This is a genomic window from Pseudomonas sp. P4_C3 (assembly GCF_056402075.1).
In genome coordinates, this window is record NZ_JBFUIC010000055.1 from 1 (window position 1) to 16,539 (window position 16,539).

Here is a 16,539-nt window from a genome sequence, read left to right on the forward strand (position 1 = left end):
CGGCCTCATCGCGAGCAAGCTCGCTCCCACATTGGTTTTGTCGTGGCCTGTAAAAGGCTCACCCTGTCATTTCCCGTTTTTTTCACATCCAGTCTGGATAATTTCAGGGCTATTGGCCTCTGAGCCGGCCCCAAACTGTGCTATTACCGCTAGCCTGAATTTCTGGAACGCATTCCCCAATGGCCACTCCTCCGCTTTCCACGCTTGAACCTGCCCGCCGCTCACGCTTCGCCCTGCGTTGGCACACCTGGCTGCTGCTGGTGGCCGTTGTCGCCTATGGCGTCGCCTTTGCCATGCATTGGGATGCGCGGGGCCTGCTCTGGGTGAAAGAGCAATTCAAGAGCCCGGCCGAGCGTCAGGCCAGTATCTGGCTTCCGGACTACCGCGCGGTGATCGATGCGAAGCCGTTGCCGGGCATGGAAAAGGACGAAGCGTCGGATCTGTCCTACGACCCCCAGACCAAGACCCTGTTTTCGGTCATGGGCAAGAACCCGTTTCTGGTCGAATTGAACTTGCAGGGCGATGTGCTGCGCAAAATGCCGTTGGTCGGCTGGAGCAACCCTGAAGGCGTCACCGTGCTGGGTGACGGCCGAATGGCGATTGTCGATGAGCGCGACCACCTGATCGCCATCGTCAAGGTCGATGCCGACACCCGCGAACTGAACATCACCGATTTCCCGACATACGACCTCGGGCCTTCCAAAGACCAGAACAAGGCCTTTGAAGGTGTCACCTGGGATCAGCGCAATCAGCAGCTGCTGCTGGGCGAAGAGCGCCCGCCGGCATTGTTTGCCTGGAAAGGTGACGGCAAGGTCCTTACCGGCGACAAGCTGAAGTTAGCCAGTCATGCGCTGGACATGCGCAACCTGTCGGCACTGGCCATCGACCCGCGAACCGGCCATATGCTGGTGCTGTCCGCCGACTCGCACCTGCTGCTGGAGCTGGACAAGAAGGGTGAGCAGGTCAGTTTCATTACGCTGCTGCGTGGCTTCAACGGCCTGAAAAATACCATTCCCCGTGCCGAAGGCGTGACCATGGATGAAGCGGGCACGCTGTACATGGTGAGTGAGCCGAACCTGTTTTATCGCTTCGAAAAACAGAAGTAACCAGCGCCTGCGCTGATTGCCTGTACGTAAAAGGCCGGCGGCCATTAAGCTTCAGTTCAGACAGGCGTGATATTTCATCCGCCTGTATTGAACCTGAGCCCCCCGAATGCGTCGATTTGCCCGCCTCAAATTCCTGATTCTGATCCTGTCGGTGGTCTCGCTGATTGCGTTGATTGCACTCGGCCAATACCAGCGCCTGTTCGAGCGTGCCTGGTTCAATCTGCACGCGCTGTGGCAGCCGGTGAGTTCCCGGTCCATGGGGCTGGACCATTATCAGGTCGTGACCGAGGCGCGGGTGATCGATGGCCAGGTTGACAACGTTTCAGCATTGACCTACGACCCTGTGCGCGACAGCCTGTTCACCGTTACCAATAAGCGAAGCGAGTTGATCGAGTTGTCCCTCGACGGCAGGATCTTGCGTCGTGTGGCACTGGTCGGTTTCGGCGATCCCGAGGCGGTGGAGTTCATCAGCGCGGACACCTACGTGGTCACTGACGAAAGCCAGCAACGGCTGATCAAAATTCATCTGGAGCAGGACACGACCTTCGTCGACGCGGCAGACGCCGAACAGATGACTGTTGGTGTACACATGGGCAGCAACAAGGGCTTCGAGGGCTTGGCTTACGATTCAGCGGGCAAGCGCCTGTTCGTGGCCAAGGAGCGCGACCCGATGCTGATCTATGAGGTGTACGGTTTTCCGCGATTCAATCCTGAAGAATCCTACTCGGTGCACGTGATCAACGACCCCAAGCGTGATGCCGGGATGTTTGTGCGGGACCTGTCGGGTTTGCAATACGACGAGCGCAGCGGGCATTTGCTGGCACTATCGGATGAGTCGCGATTGATTCTGGAACTGGATGTGGATGGGCGTCCGCTGAGTACAATGTCATTGAGCAAGGGGCAGCACGGCTTGCAGAAAAACGTACCGCAAGCGGAAGGGGTTGCCATGGATGACGACGGTACGCTTTACCTCGTCAGTGAGCCAAACCTGTTTTACGTTTTCAAGAAACCGGGACAACCCTGAAGCTTGCCCTGCTTGTGTAGGAGCTGGCTTGCCAGCGATGAGGCCATGACATTCAGCATGTTTGTTGGCTGTTACACCGCTATCGCTGGCAAGCCAGCTCCTACAAAGGCTGTGTGTGGCTTACTGCGCGCGCAGAGTCTTCACACCTTCGCTGGTACCCAGCAGCAGCAGATCCGCCGGGCGCGCCGCGAACAAACCATTGGTGACCACGCCGACGATCGCATTGATCTGCGTCTCCAGCTCCACCGGATTGGTGATCTGCATGTTGAACACGTCGAGGATGATGTTGCCGTTGTCGGTCAGTACGCCTTCGCGGTAAACCGGGTCGCCGCCGAGCTTCACCAGYTCGCGGGCCACGTGGCTGCGGGCCATCGGGATCACTTCCACCGGCAACGGGAAGGTACCGAGGATCGGCACCAGTTTGCTGGCATCGGCGATGCAGATGAAAGTCTTGGCCACGGCCGCGACAATCTTCTCGCGGGTCAGGGCAGCGCCGCCGCCCTTGATCAGGTTCAGGTGTTCGTCGCTCTCATCGGCGCCGTCGACATAGAACTCCAGGTCGCTGACGGTGTTCAGTTCGTACACCGGAATGCCGTGGCCCTTGAGGCGCGCGGCGGTGGCTTCGGAACTGGCGACCGCGCCGTCGAACGCACCTTTGTGCTGGGCCAGGGCGTCGATGAAGCAGTTGGCGGTGGAGCCGGTGCCGACCCCGACGATGCTGTTGTCGTCGAGTTTCGGAAGGATGAAGTCGACGGCGGCCTGAGCCACTGCCTGTTTGAGTTGATCCTGGTTCATGCGGGCTCCGGGGTGCCGAGGAGGGAACGAAAGGCCGGCATTATAGGCTTCGGGGCGGGGAAGGTCATTGCCCGATTGGCAGATCGACCGTTCCTTGTAGGAGCGAGCTTGCTCCGGGCGGCGWTCCGACGAAAAACGCAATGGCACCGCTGCACATCTATTTTCACGCGTTATCGTTCACGACCATCGTCGGATCGCCGCCCGGAGCAAGCTCGCTCCTACAACTGGTGGTCGTGCGGCCAAAATGCGGGTTAGACTCCTTGATCCTGCCCAACCCGCTCAGTGATGCTTTCCGATGCTTGAACAGTACGTCAAAAAGATCCTCACCTCGCGCGTTTATGACGTTGCCGTAGAAACCCCGCTGCAGACTGCCCGCCAGCTCTCTGAGCGGCTGGGCAACAGCATTTGGCTCAAGCGCGAAGACTTGCAGCCGGTGTTCTCGTTCAAGATTCGCGGCGCCTACAACAAGTTGACCCAGTTGAGCGACGAAGAACGCGCTCGCGGCGTGGTCACCGCGTCGGCGGGCAACCATGCCCAGGGCCTGGCCCTGGCGGCGAAGGTGCTGGGTGTGAAGGCGACCATCGTCATGCCCAAAACTACTCCGGAGATCAAGGTCGAAGGCGTGCGCTCACGTGGCGGCAAAGTGGTGCTGCACGGCGATTCGTTCCCGGAAGCCCTGGCTTACTCGCTGAAACTGGTCGACGAAAAAGGCTACGTCTACATTCACCCGTACGACGATCCCCACACCATTGCCGGGCAGGGCACCGTGGCAATGGAGATTCTGCGCCAGCACCCGCAGCCACTGGATGCGATTTTCGTCCCGGTGGGCGGCGGCGGGCTGATCGCCGGCATCGCGGCGTACGTGAAGTACCTGCGCCCGGACATCAAGATCATCGGCGTCGAACCGGATGACTCCAATTGCCTGCAAGCCGCCATGGCGGCGGGCGAGCGTGTGGTGCTGCCGACCGTGGGCCTCTTTGCCGACGGCGTTGCGGTGGCCCAGATCGGTCAGCACACCTTCGATATCTGCAAAGACCATGTCGATGAAGTGATCACCGTCAGCACCGACGAAATCTGCGCAGCCATCAAGGATATCTACGACGATACCCGCTCGATCACCGAACCTGCCGGCGCTCTGGGCGTGGCCGGGATCAAGAAGTATGTCGAGCAGCGCGGCGTCAGCGGCCAGACCTTCGTGGCCATCGACTCCGGGGCCAACGTCAACTTCGATCGCCTGCGCCACGTCGCCGAGCGTGCGGAACTGGGCGAGGGCCGCGAAGCGATCATCGCCGTGACCATTCCCGAGAAGCCGGGCAGCTTCAAGGCGTTCTGCGAGGCCATCGGCAAGCGCCAGATCACCGAATTCAACTACCGCTACAACACCGGCAGCGAAGCGCACATCTTTGTCGGTGTGCAGACCCACCCGGAAAGCGACCCGCGCAGCGCGTTGATTGCCAGCCTGAGCGAGCAGGGTTTCCCGGTGCTGGACCTGACCGACAACGAACTGGCCAAGCTGCACATCCGCCATATGGTGGGTGGGCGTGCGGCGCATGTGGTCGATGAAGTGATCCTGCGCTTCGAATTCCCGGAGCGTCCGGGCGCGCTGTTCAACTTCCTCAACAAGCTTGGCGGGCGCTGGAACATCTCGATGTTCCACTACCGCAACCATGGCGCGGCCGATGGCCGTGTCGTCGCGGGCCTGCAAGTGCCCCATGACGAGCGCCACCTGGTACCGGCGGCGCTGGAAGAAATCGGTTACCCGTACTGGGACGAAAGCGACAATCCGGCCTATCAGCTGTTTCTTGGCTGAGGGGCTACGCTGATGGGCGGGTCATAAGGAAATCGAACAATGGAAACGTTAACTGCCCTGAAAGCGGCGCACATGGTGGCAACTGTTGTATTGCTGGCTTGTGCGCTGGGTCTGGGAGCCTGGGTTTTGCTTGCGCGGCGCAAGGGTGATGCGACGGCGGGAAGCCGCACCCTGCAACGGCCACGTGTATTTGTCTGGCTGTTGATGGGGTTGGCGCTGCTGAGCATGCCGTTTACCGGCTGGTGGATGGTGCATCTGGTGGGCTGGCCATTGGGGCAGACCTGGTTGCTGGCGTCCAGTGTGCTGTACGCCGTGGCGGCGCTGGCTTGGTTCTGGTTGCTGGTACGCCTCAATAAACTGCGCAAGACGCCGGGGGGTGTAGGTAAATTCACCTTTGCCTTGGCGTTGTTCAGTTTTGTGTGTTTTATCGCGATTGCCGGGTTGATGGGGGCCAAGCCTGTTTAAGGCTTGAAACCGAGTCGCCCCGATCGCGAGCAAGCTCGCTCCCACAGGTTTTTGTGGAGTTCACAAAATTTGTGTTCGACATAGATCCCTGTGGGAGCGAGCTTGCTCGCGATAGCGGTTTCAGCCGCGCAGACTGATTACCGGCCAACCCCGCTTCTCGGCCTCGGCCCGCAAGTTCGGATCAGGATCAACCGCCACCGGATGGGTCACCTGCTCCAGCAACGGAAAATCATTCATCGAGTCGCTATAGAAGTAGCTGTCTTCCAGCGTATACCCGGTTTCCTCCAGCCAGCGATTCAAGCGCGTCACCTTGCCTTCGCGGAAGCACGGCACATCAATGCTGCGCCCGGTGTAGCGGCCGTCGACCATCTCGCACTCGGTGGCGATCAGGGTTTCGACGCCCAGGCGCACGGCAATCGGCCCGGTGACGAAGCGATTGGTGGCAGTGATGATCACCAGTTTGTCGCCGGCTGCGCGGTGTTTGGCCAAAAGGTCGATGGCCTTGGGCAGCACGATCGGTTCGATGCAGTCACGCATGTAATCGCTGTGCCACTGATCCAGCGTGGCCATTTCGGTGCGGCCGAGAACTTCCAGGCAGAAGTTCAGGTAAGCGGCATTATCGAGTTTGCCGGCCAGGTAATCCTGGTAGAACGCATCGTTGCGAGCCTTGTAGGCGACGGCGTCGAGAAAGCCGCGCTCGCACAGGTAATCGCCCCAAGCGTGATCGCTGTCACCGCCCAGAAGGGTGTTGTCCAAATCGAATAAAGCCAGGCGCATTGCAGTTACCCGCTGAAAAGTCAGTAAAAAGGCGACAAGAATACGGTCTTTTCACAAGAGTGCACATAAGGTAGGAACCTTCGTTGCCGCCTTCACAACCTTTGTGGAACAATGCGGCGACATGCGTTTGCGAGGTTGTTGCCGTGATCGACCCCGATGGTTTTCGCCCCAATGTCGGGATCATTCTGACGAATGACGCCGGCCAGGTGCTATGGGCTCGCCGAATCAATCAAGATGCCTGGCAATTTCCGCAGGGGGGAATCAACCCCGAAGAGACACCGGAAGACGCCTTGTACCGCGAGCTGAACGAAGAAGTGGGCCTTGAGCGCGAAGATGTTGAAATTCTTGCCTGCACCCGGGGCTGGTTGCGCTATCGTTTGCCGCAACGTCTGGTGCGTACCCACAGCCAACCGCTGTGCATCGGCCAGAAACAGAAATGGTTTCTCCTGCGCCTGATCTCCAACGAGCAGCGGGTGCGGATGGATTTGACCGGTAAACCGGAATTCGATGGCTGGCGCTGGGTCAGCTATTGGTATCCGTTGGGCCAGGTGGTGACATTCAAGCGCGAGGTGTATCGACGCGCTCTCAAAGAGCTTGCCCCGCGCCTTTTAGCGCGCGACTGACGACGGAGTTCGACCCCGAGCCATGCTCAATACGCTGCGCAAGATCGTCCAGGAAGTTAACTCCGCCAAGGATCTCAAGGCGGCGTTGGGGATTATTGTGTTGCGCGTCAAAGAGGCCATGGGCAGCCAGGTCTGCTCGGTCTACCTGCTTGACCCCGAGACCAACCGCTTCGTGCTGATGGCCACCGAGGGCTTGAACAAGCGCTCGATCGGTAAAGTCAGCATGGCACCCAACGAAGGTCTGGTTGGCCTGGTCGGTACGCGCGAAGAACCCCTGAACCTCGAAAACGCTGCGGATCACCCGCGCTACCGATACTTCGCCGAGACCGGTGAAGAGCGCTTCGCCTCATTCCTCGGGGCACCGATCATTCACCACCGCCGCGTTGTCGGCGTGTTGGTCATCCAGCAAAAAGAACGTCGCCAGTTCGATGAAGGTGAAGAAGCTTTCCTCGTGACCATGAGCGCGCAGCTCGCTGGCGTTATCGCCCACGCCGAGGCCACCGGTTCGATCCGCGGCCTGGGCCGTCAGGGTAAAGGCATTCAGGAGGCCAAGTTCATCGGCGTTCCGGGTTCGCCGGGTGCGGCAGTCGGTACGGCGGTGGTCATGCTGCCGCCCGCCGATCTGGACGTGGTGCCGGACAAGAACATCACCGACATCGACGCCGAACTCGGTTTGTTCAAGACCGCCATCGAAGGCGTGCGCGCCGACATGCGCACCTTGTCCGCCAAACTCGCCACGCAGCTGCGCCCGGAAGAGCGGGCCTTGTTCGACGTCTACCTGATGATGCTCGACGATGCCGCGCTGGGCAGCGAAGTCACCACCGTGATCAAGACCGGGCAGTGGGCCCAGGGCGCTTTGCGCCAGGTGGTCACCGATCACGTCAACCGTTTCGAATTGATGGACGACGCCTACCTGCGCGAGCGGGCCTCGGACGTCAAGGACCTTGGTCGGCGATTGCTGGCTTACTTGCAGGAAGAGCGTCAGCAAACCCTGGTCTACCCCGACAACACCATTCTGGTCAGCGAAGAACTGACGCCGGCGATGCTCGGCGAGGTGCCGGAGGGCAAGCTGGTCGGCCTGGTGTCGGTGCTCGGCTCAGGCAACTCCCACGTCGCCATCCTCGCCCGCGCCATGGGTATTCCGACCGTGATGGGCCTGGTCGACCTGCCGTACTCCAAGGTCGACGGCATCCAGATGATCGTCGATGGCTACCACGGCGAGGTCTACACCAACCCGAGTGAAGTGCTGCGCAAGCAGTTCGCCGAGGTGGTCGAGGAAGAGAAACAACTGGCCCTGGGGCTGGATGCGCTGCGCGATCTGCCGTGCGTGACGGTCGATGGCCACCGCATGCCGCTGTGGGTCAACACCGGTTTGCTGGCGGATGTGGCGCGGGCGCAGAAGCGCGGTGCCGAAGGCGTGGGCCTGTACCGCACCGAAGTGCCGTTCATGATCAACCAGCGTTTCCCGAGCGAAAAGGAACAACTGGCGATCTACCGCGAGCAGCTCGCCGCGTTTCATCCGCAACCGGTGACTATGCGCACCCTGGACATCGGTGGCGACAAGTCACTGTCATACTTCCCGATCAAGGAAGACAACCCGTTCCTCGGCTGGCGCGGCATTCGCGTCACCCTCGACCACCCGGAAATTTTCCTGGTGCAGACCCGCGCCATGCTCAAGGCCAGCGAAGGTCTGAACAACCTGCGCATCCTGCTGCCGATGATCTCCGGCACTCACGAGCTGGAAGAAGCCTTGCATCTGATCCACCGCGCCTGGGGCGAAGTCCGCGACGAAGGCTGCGACGTGCCGATGCCGCCGATTGGCGTGATGATCGAAATTCCGGCAGCGGTGTATCAGACCAAGGAGCTGGCTCGGCAAGTGGACTTCCTTTCGGTCGGTTCCAACGACCTGACCCAGTACTTGCTGGCCGTGGACCGCAACAATCCGCGGGTGGCCGATCTTTACGACTACTTGCACCCGGCAGTGCTTCAGGCGCTGCAGAACGTGGTGCGTGATGCCCATACCGAAGGCAAGCCGGTGAGCATCTGCGGCGAAATGGCCGGTGACCCAGCGGCGGCCGTGCTGTTGATGGCGATGGGCTTCGACAGCCTGTCGATGAACGCCACCAACTTGCCGAAAGTGAAGTGGATGCTGCGCCAGATCAACCTGAGCAAGGCCAAGGAATTGCTGGCGGAACTAATGACCATCGACAACCCGCAAGTGATTCACAGCTCGTTACAGCTGGCGCTGAAGAACCTCGGGTTGGCGCGGATGATCAATCCGGCGGCGATCAAGCCCCTCTGAAAGGCTGATGACCCCATCGCGAGCAAGCTCGCTCCCACAAGGATATCCAGTGAACACAAATTTTGTGAACGCCAGAGATCCTGTGGGAGCGAGCTTGCTCGCGATGGGGCCAGTCCAGACAGCACACAACTACAGCCTGATCTCCACTTCCCCAAGATGCCCGCCATACGGCCCGAAACTGCGCTCGACCATATGCCGCGCCCTATCCGCCTGCACAATCAACGCCGTACTCGCCCGCGTTCCATAACTCTGACTGGCAATGAACACGCTCGACAGCAACGTCTCGGTGGCCAGCCCCACGCCGGTATCTGGCAACTCGGCAAGCGGTGCGGTCTGCGCATCGCTCAATAACGCCAACAGCGCCTGAGGCTGCGGATCATCCAGCACCTCGCTCAACGCCGCCTTGGCTTTGAGCAGTTTCGGCCACGGCGTATCCAGCCCGGCATTGGATAACCCGTAGACCCCCGGGGCCAGCATCACCGCTTCCGATTCCAGTTGATTGAAGTGCCAGAGCTCATTGGTATTGCCGACCAGCAGGTTAAAGCCACCATATTCCAGCGAACGGTCGACAACATCGGCTAAATAGTCGTCAATTGGCATTTCCCCTGTGAGAAAACGCGCCACCAGCTCCCCACGAGACTTGCGCCCCGGCGGTCGATGGGGATCGCGAATATTGGTCAGCGCCGCAAAACGTCCCTGGGCACCGACACCGAGCCAGGTGCCACCGGCCTCGAGGTCGCGCCCCGCATGTACGTGCGGCGCTTCGGGCCATGGCGCCAGAGGCAGGCTGGGGCGGGCGTAGAACTCATCGCGATTGGCCGCCACGACCAGCGGTTGGGCATGACCCGGGCGCCAGGCAAAGACAATCAGGCACATAAGGCTGTCCTTGTGTGTTTTTTGCTCACTGTACGCAGACATCGCTCATCGATCCATCGCCTTGCACAGTGGAGCTCGAGGCCATGCATCCGTTACCATGCCGCTCCGGTTTTGGGGATGCGGGCGGGACGACAATGGAATTTCTGCTCTATCTGGCGCTCGGCGCCTGTGCAGGTGTGCTCGCCGGGCTGTTTGGCGTGGGCGGCGGGATCATCATCGTCCCGGTGCTGGTGTTCAGCTTCAAGGCCCAAGGGTTCAATCCGTCGATCCTCACGCATCTGGCAGTGGGTACCTCCCTGGCGACGATCATCTTTACTTCGGTCAACGCGGTACGCGAGCATCACCGCCGTGGTGCCGTACGTTGGCCGATCTTCATGTGGATGACCGTCGGCATTCTGATCGGTGCCGGGTTCGGCGCGCTGACGGCGGAAGCGATTTCCGGTCCCAATCTGCAGAAACTCATTGGTGTATTTGCCCTGGTGATCGCCGCTCAGCTGGCGCTGGACGTTAAACCCAAGGCCAGCCGAACCGTGCCGGGCAAACTCGGTCTGACCGTGGCCGGCAGCGTGATTGGCTGGGCTTCGGCGATTTTCGGCATTGGCGGCGGTTCGTTGACCGTGCCATTCCTGACCTGGCGCAGCGTGCCGATGCAGCAAGCCGTGGCCACTTCATCGGCCTGCGGTCTGCCGATTGCCCTGGCCAGTGCATTGAGTTTCATGATTCTGGGCTGGCACGATCCGTTGCTCCCGGCCCATAGTCTCGGTTTCATTTATTTGCCGGCGTTGCTGGGCATTGCCCTGACCAGCATGGTCTTCGCCCGCTTCGGTGCGCGACTGGCCCACAACCTGTCGCCAAAGTTGCTGAAACGGCTGTTTGCCGCTTTGCTGTTCTGCGTCGGTCTGAACTTTCTAGTCTGAAGCATCTGCTCTGACGGGCAGCGCAATCCTGGCTTAATCCTGAGGTGGCAGCGTCGCCCGGGAATTTTTAAGATTTGAACTCTAACGAGGAGTCGCAATGCTGCCTTACCCGCAGATCGACCCGGTGGCCCTGGCCATCGGTCCGCTGAAAATCCACTGGTACGGTCTGATGTACCTGATCGGCATCGGCGGCGCCTGGCTGCTGGCGTCCCGYCGSTTGAACCGCTTCGACCCGACCTGGACCAAGGAGAAACTCTCCGACATGGTGTTCTGGATGTCGATGGGGGTGATCGTCGGCGGGCGACTGGGTTACGTGCTGTTCTACGATCTGAGCGCTTACCTGGCCAACCCGACGCTGATTTTCGAAGTGTGGAAGGGCGGCATGTCGTTCCACGGCGGTTTCATCGGTGTGATGCTGGCGGCGTTGTGGTTCGGTAAAAAGAACAACAAGTCGTTCTTCCAGCTGATGGATTTCGTTGCGCCGATGGTGCCGATTGGCCTGGGTGCCGGTCGTATCGGCAACTTTATCAATGCCGAGCTGTGGGGCAAGCCGACCGACGTGCCGTGGGCAATGATCTTCCCGCCGTTCAGCGACCCGGCGCAGTTGCCGCGTCACCCGTCGCAGCTGTACCAGTTCGCCCTCGAGGGCGTGGCACTGTTCCTGATCCTCTGGCTGTTCTCGCGCAAGCCACGTCCGACCATGGCGGTATCGGGGATGTTCGCGCTGTTCTATGGCATCTTCCGCTTCATCGTCGAGTTCGTCCGCGTACCGGACGCCCAGCTGGGCTATCTGGCCTGGAACTGGCTGACCATGGGCCAGGTGCTGTGCGTGCCGATGATCGTCGGCGGGCTGTTCCTGATCTGGCTGGCCTATCACCGCGCCCCGGCGACTCCAGCGGCAGCCGTATAAAATCGAACCCCGGGGCTTGGGTCCCGGGTTCAAGGACACAGGTAATTCATGAAGCAATATCTCGAACTGGTCGCCCACGTCATCAAGAACGGCACCAAGCAGGCCAACCGTACCGGCGTGAACACCATCAGTTTTCCCGGTGCGATGCTGCGTTATGACCTGCAGGAAGGTTTTCCGGCGATCACCACGCGCAAGATGGCGTTCAAATCGGCCATCGGCGAAATGTGCGGATTCCTGCGTGGCGTGAACAACGCTGCCGAATTCCGCGCATTGGGCTGCAAGGTCTGGGACCAGAACGCCAACGAAAACGCCCAGTGGCTGGCCAACCCGTTCCGCCAGGGCGAAGACGACCTCGGCGAAATCTACGGCGTGCAATGGCGCAAATGGCCGGCGTACAAGCAGATCCCGGTCAGCAACCCGGCTGCCATCGAGCAGACTCTGAAGCAAGGCTACCGCCAGATTGCCGAAGGCGAGGAGGACGGCCAGACCTACGTGGTGCTGTACAAGGCCATCGACCAGGTCCGCCAGTGCGTCGATACCATCATCAAGGACCCGGGCAGCCGCCGTATCCTCTTCCACGGCTGGAACTGCGCCCAGCTCGATGAAATGGCCCTGCCACCGTGCCACCTGCTGTATCAGTTCCACCCGAATGTCGAGACCAGGGAGATTTCCTTGACCCTCTACATCCGCTCCAACGACCTGGGCCTGGGCACGCCGTTCAACCTCACCGAAGGTGCTGCTCTGCTGAGCCTGATCGGTCGCCTGACGGGCTACACGCCGCGCTGGTTCACCTATTTCATCGGTGATGCCCACGTCTACGAAAACCACCTGGACATGCTCAACGAACAGCTCAAGCGCGAGCCGTTCCCGATGCCGAAACTGGTGATTTCCGAGCGTGTGCCGGAGTTTGCCAAGACTGGTGAGTATCAGCCGCAATGGCTGGAGCTGGTGGAACCGAGCGATTTCTCGCTGGAAGGCTACGAGCACCACGCGCCGATGACCGCGCCGATGGCGGTCTAAAAAACCACCAACGACCCTGTGGGAGCGAGCTTGCTCGCGATAGCGATTTGTCAGTCACATCAATGTTGAATGTGCCGCCGTCATCGCGAGCAAGCTCGCTCCCACAGGGTTTTGCGGTGTGCTTAGTGGCCGTGACTGCGGCCCACATGGGAATGCCCCACCTCCGTCGCCACCACCCCGCCGCTCACTTCCAGCCGCTGCAAAATCCCGCATTGATCGATACCCGGTCCCTCGTCGCAGCGTTGGCGCAGCTCGAGCAGTTGTGTCTGCAAGGCCAGCAAGCCGTCGATCCGCGCCCTGACGTGGTGGATGTGCTCGTCGATCAGTGCGTTGACGCTTTCGCACTGGTCTTGCGGGCTGTCGCGAAACGCCAGCAGGCTGCGGATTTCTTCAAGCGTCATGTCGAGGGTGCGACAGTTACGGATGAAGGTCAGGCGCTCGGCGTGGGCCTGGGTGTAAACGCGATAATTGCCGTCACTGCGGGCTGGTTCCGGCAGCAGGTACTCGCGCTCGTAGTAGCGGATCGTTTCCACGGCGCAGTCCGTGAGTTTCGCCAATTCTCCAATTTTCATGACAACAATCTCCAAAACTCCAGAATGGGTGCTTGACCCTATAGTGGCTACAGGGTCTTTACTTGGCAACAGGCACTCTTATGGACGTAACCAATGAGCGATTCCCTGCACTCCCACAAACCCGGGGCTGAACACGAGCACAGCCACAAGCTCAAGCCCGTGCAAAAACATGGGCACGGCGGTCACGACGACTCCTGCTGCTCATCTAAAGCGGCAGCGCCTGCGCTGGTAAAACTGAGCGAATCGCCGACGATTGGCGCTAGGCTGAGTAGTTTCCGTATCGAGGCAATGGACTGTCCGACCGAACAGACGCTGATCCAAAATAAGCTAAGCAAACTGACCGGGGTACAGCAGCTGGAGTTCAATCTGATTAATCGGGTGCTTGGTGTGACCCACGATTTGCCCGGTATCGAGCCGATCGTCGAGGCCATCAAGTCCTTGGGCATGCAGGCCGAGCCGATGGACCAGGGGGCTGAAACCCCGACCCCGGCGCCCCGGCAAAAGCCGTGGTGGCCCTTGGCGCTGTCCGGTGTTGGTGCATTGCTGGCAGAAGTTATCCACTTCACCGGTTCCGCCCCGAACTGGTTGGTGGCGGTCATCGCGCTGGTCTCGATTCTCAGTGGCGGCCTTGGTACTTACAAAAAAGGCTGGATCGCCCTTAAAAACCGCAACCTGAACATCAACGCCCTGATGAGCATTGCCGTGACCGGCGCGGTTCTGATCGGCCAGTGGCCGGAAGCGGCGATGGTGATGTTCCTGTTCACTGTGGCCGAGTTGATCGAAGCCAGGTCCCTCGACCGTGCGCGTAACGCCATCGGCGGCCTGATGCAGATGACCCCGGACACGGCGACGGTGTTGCAGGCTGACGGGGGCTGGCTTGAGCAGGGTGTAAAAACCATTGGGCTTGGCGCGCGGGTACGGGTCCGTCCCGGTGAGCGTATCGGCCTGGACGGCGAAGTGCTGTCCGGTCGCTCGACCATCGACCAGGCGCCAATCACCGGTGAAAGCCTGCCGGTGGAAAAAACCGTCGGCGACAAAGTCTTCGCCGGCACCATCAATCAGGCCGGATCCCTGGAATATGAAGTAACCGCTGCGGCTGACAACTCGACCCTGGCGCGCATTATCCACGCCGTCGAGCAGGCTCAGGGCGCGCGGGCGCCGACCCAGCGTTTCGTCGACAGCTTCTCGAAAATCTACACCCCGGCAGTGTTCATCCTGGCCTTGGCCGTGGCGGTGATCCCGCCAATGTTCATGGGCGCGTTGTGGTTCGACTGGATCTACCGGGCGCTGGTGCTGCTGGTGGTGGCCTGCCCCTGTGCGCTGGTGATTTCCACGCCGGTGACCATCGTCAGTGGCCTCGCGGCGGCGGCGCGCAAAGGCATCCTGGTCAAGGGCGGCGTCTATCTGGAAGGCGGTTACAAGCTCGACTACCTGGCCCTGGACAAGACCGGCACCATCACCCACGGCAAACCGGTGCAGACCGATTACCTGTCGCTGGATCCGACCGCCGACGATTCGGCGCCTGCCATTGCCGCCGCGCTGGCCAGGCGCTCGGATCACCCGGTTTCCCAGGCCATTGCCAAAGCGGCTGTGGATAACCAAACAGCGACGCTGATTGTGGATAACTTCGAAGCGCTGGGCGGGCGCGGTGTGCGCGGCGAAATCAACGGCCAGCTCTACCATTTGGGCAACCATCGACTGGTGGAGGATCTGGGGCTGTGCTCGCCGGCGCTGGAAGAGAAACTGTTCGCCCTTGAAAAACAGGGCAAGTCGGTGGTGCTGCTGCTTGATCAGTCCGGGCCATTGGCGCTGTTCGCCGTCGCCGATACGGTAAAAGCGTCCAGCCGCGAAGCCATCCGGCAACTGCATGACCTGGGCATCAAAACCCTGATGCTCACGGGTGATAACGTCCACACCGCGCAAGCCATTGCCGCGCAAGTCGGCATCGACGAGGCCAAGGGCGACCTGTTGCCAGGCGACAAATTGCAGGCTGTCGAGGCTCTTTATGCCCAAGGGCATCGGGTCGGCATGGTCGGCGACGGCATCAACGACGCGCCTGCACTGGCGCGTTCCGAGATCGGTTTCGCCATGGCCGCCGCTGGCACCGATACCGCGATCGAGACCGCCGATGTCGCCCTGATGGACGACGATCTGCGAAAAATTCCGGCATTCATTGGCCTGTCGCGGCAGACATCAAGCATCCTCAAGCAGAACATCGCCCTGGCTTTGGTCATCAAGGCGATCTTTCTTGGGGTAACCTTCGCCGGGCTCGCTACCATGTGGATGGCAGTGTTCGCCGACATGGGCGTGAGTTTGCTGGTGGTGTTCAACGGTTTGCGCCTGCTGCGCAAGTAAAGGATGAGGGACGGTTGTGCTGAGTGCGGAGCTGAAGGCGTTTTACATGGTGGCCCGCCTGGGCAGCATTACCCAGGCTGCAAAAAAGCTTGGCCTGAGCCAGCCGACGGTGACGACGCAGATCCGCAACCTCGAAAGCCAGTATTCGGTCGAGCTGTTCTACCGTGGTGGCCGGCGTCTCAGTGTCAGCGAGGAGGGCGCGCGGCTGCTGCCGATGGTCAAGGTGCTGATGCAGCAGGAAGCCGACATCGAGTTTTTCCTGCGTAACTGCGGCCAGGTCCAGGGCACATTGCGCATTGCTGCCACGGCGCCGTATTACATCCTCGACCTGGTAAAAACATTCCGCGAACGTCTGCCGCAAGTGGAGGTGTCGGTGGAAATCGGCAACTCCCAACAGGTGCTTGAAGCGCTGGAGGATTATCGGGTCGATGTCGCGGCGTCGTCGCAGTTACTCGATGACGCACGGCTGATTCGCCGGGTACTCGGCAGCGATCCGCTGGTGTTGGCCGTGCATCGCAATCATCCGCTGGCGGTTCACGATCACGTTTCGCTCAGTGCATTGGCCGGGCATACCCTACTGATGCGCGAACCGGGTTCGACCACCCGTCGCCTGACCGAAGAGTTGCTGGCCAGTGCTGGCGTATGTTTTGGGCCGCTGCTGGAAATCGGCAGCCGCGAATCGATCCGCGAAGCGGTACTGCGCAACATCGGTATCAGCATCATTGCCCGCCAGGAAGTGCCCCATGATCCGCAGCTGCGGGTGCTGACCATCGAGAATGCGCCGCAGATTCCCGAATACCTGTACTGCCTCAAGGAGCGCAAAAACGCGCGACTGCCGGCGGCGTTTCTGGGGTTGGCGCAGGAAATGGCCCCGGTCTGAGATCTTTGGCGGCTGTTCAGGCCTCATCGCTGGCAAGCCAGCTCCTACAGGGGAATGCGAAACCTTGTAGGAGCTGGCTTGCCAGCGAAGGCGTCAGTCCTGACAAC

At 60.6% G+C, this 16,539-nt stretch carries 15 protein-coding genes; 11 read left to right on the plus strand and 4 right to left on the minus strand.

Annotation, left to right across the window (positions count from 1 at the left end):
* Window positions 1-179: 179 nt before the first annotated feature.
* Complete coding sequence (locus tag AC1DVH_RS12200) at window positions 180-1,106, plus strand: SdiA-regulated domain-containing protein (protein WP_477754007.1); 927 nt, start codon at window positions 180-182, stop codon at window positions 1,104-1,106.
* Between the two features lie 106 nt (window positions 1,107-1,212).
* Window positions 1,213-2,130 (plus strand): SdiA-regulated domain-containing protein, encoded by a 918-nt coding sequence (locus tag AC1DVH_RS12205; RefSeq protein ID WP_477754008.1) that lies wholly within the window; start codon window positions 1,213-1,215, stop codon window positions 2,128-2,130.
* A 120-nt stretch (window positions 2,131-2,250) separates the two neighbouring features.
* Here the strand turns inward: AC1DVH_RS12205 and rpiA are convergent, their stop codons facing one another.
* A complete protein-coding gene (rpiA, locus tag AC1DVH_RS12210) occupies window positions 2,251-2,925 on the minus strand; it encodes a ribose-5-phosphate isomerase RpiA (RefSeq protein ID WP_477754009.1) in 675 nt (224 codons plus the stop codon).
* A 295-nt stretch (window positions 2,926-3,220) separates the two neighbouring features.
* Here rpiA and ilvA point away from each other — a divergent pair, with 295 nt between their 5' ends.
* Together ilvA and AC1DVH_RS12220 are read left to right on the plus strand one after the other, a co-directional pair.
* Window positions 3,221-4,735, plus strand: coding sequence for a threonine ammonia-lyase, biosynthetic (gene ilvA, locus AC1DVH_RS12215; protein WP_007982951.1), 1,515 nt, complete (start codon window positions 3,221-3,223; stop codon window positions 4,733-4,735).
* Window positions 4,736-4,774: 39 nt separating this feature from the next.
* Entirely contained in the window at window positions 4,775-5,200 is a 426-nt protein-coding gene (locus AC1DVH_RS12220) for a DUF2269 domain-containing protein (RefSeq protein ID WP_477754010.1), read from the plus strand.
* Between the two features lie 120 nt (window positions 5,201-5,320).
* Here the strand turns inward: AC1DVH_RS12220 and AC1DVH_RS12225 are convergent, their stop codons facing one another.
* The gene (locus tag AC1DVH_RS12225) at window positions 5,321-5,977 is read right to left on the minus strand and encodes a histidinol-phosphatase (protein ID WP_477754011.1); all 657 of its coding nucleotides are present in this window, start codon (window positions 5,975-5,977) and stop codon (window positions 5,321-5,323) included.
* A 143-nt stretch (window positions 5,978-6,120) separates the two neighbouring features.
* Between AC1DVH_RS12225 and AC1DVH_RS12230 the strand changes: the two genes are divergently transcribed.
* Window positions 6,121-6,600 carry an RNA pyrophosphohydrolase gene (locus tag AC1DVH_RS12230; protein WP_003229203.1) on the plus strand — a complete coding sequence of 160 codons (480 nt, stop codon included), beginning with the start codon at window positions 6,121-6,123 and terminating at the stop codon, window positions 6,598-6,600.
* A gap of 22 nt (window positions 6,601-6,622) precedes the next feature.
* Window positions 6,623-8,902: a phosphoenolpyruvate--protein phosphotransferase gene (gene ptsP / locus AC1DVH_RS12235; RefSeq protein WP_477754012.1), complete on the plus strand. Its 2,280-nt coding sequence runs from the start codon at window positions 6,623-6,625 to the stop codon at window positions 8,900-8,902.
* A gap of 129 nt (window positions 8,903-9,031) precedes the next feature.
* Here the strand turns inward: ptsP and AC1DVH_RS12240 are convergent, their stop codons facing one another.
* Window positions 9,032-9,778 carry an NRDE family protein gene (locus AC1DVH_RS12240; protein WP_477754028.1) on the minus strand — a complete coding sequence of 249 codons (747 nt, stop codon included), beginning with the start codon at window positions 9,776-9,778 and terminating at the stop codon, window positions 9,032-9,034.
* A gap of 134 nt (window positions 9,779-9,912) precedes the next feature.
* On the opposite strand from AC1DVH_RS12240, the gene AC1DVH_RS12245 reads away from it, so the two are divergent.
* The 3 genes from AC1DVH_RS12245 (at window position 9,913) to AC1DVH_RS12255 (ending at window position 12,625) form a co-directional block, all read left to right on the plus strand.
* A complete protein-coding gene (locus tag AC1DVH_RS12245) occupies window positions 9,913-10,695 on the plus strand; it encodes a sulfite exporter TauE/SafE family protein (protein ID WP_477754013.1) in 783 nt (260 codons plus the stop codon).
* 97 nt (window positions 10,696-10,792) lie between these two features.
* On the plus strand, window positions 10,793-11,605 hold the full coding sequence (gene lgt / locus AC1DVH_RS12250) for a prolipoprotein diacylglyceryl transferase (protein WP_047534642.1): 813 nt from the start codon (window positions 10,793-10,795) through the stop codon (window positions 11,603-11,605).
* A 48-nt stretch (window positions 11,606-11,653) separates the two neighbouring features.
* The gene (locus tag AC1DVH_RS12255) at window positions 11,654-12,625 is read left to right on the plus strand and encodes a thymidylate synthase (protein ID WP_477754014.1); all 972 of its coding nucleotides are present in this window, start codon (window positions 11,654-11,656) and stop codon (window positions 12,623-12,625) included.
* Between the two features lie 122 nt (window positions 12,626-12,747).
* Here AC1DVH_RS12255 and cadR read toward each other — a convergent pair whose 3' ends face one another.
* Window positions 12,748-13,197, minus strand: a complete 450-nt coding sequence (cadR, locus tag AC1DVH_RS12260) for a Cd(II)/Pb(II)-responsive transcriptional regulator (protein WP_477754015.1) — start codon at window positions 13,195-13,197, stop codon at window positions 12,748-12,750.
* Between the two features lie 93 nt (window positions 13,198-13,290).
* Here cadR and AC1DVH_RS12265 point away from each other — a divergent pair, with 93 nt between their 5' ends.
* Complete coding sequence (locus AC1DVH_RS12265) at window positions 13,291-15,552, plus strand: heavy metal translocating P-type ATPase (RefSeq protein ID WP_477754016.1); 2,262 nt, start codon at window positions 13,291-13,293, stop codon at window positions 15,550-15,552.
* A 16-nt stretch (window positions 15,553-15,568) separates the two neighbouring features.
* Window positions 15,569-16,432: a LysR family transcriptional regulator gene (locus AC1DVH_RS12270; protein ID WP_477754017.1), complete on the plus strand. Its 864-nt coding sequence runs from the start codon at window positions 15,569-15,571 to the stop codon at window positions 16,430-16,432.
* Window positions 16,433-16,539 lie beyond the last annotated feature (107 nt).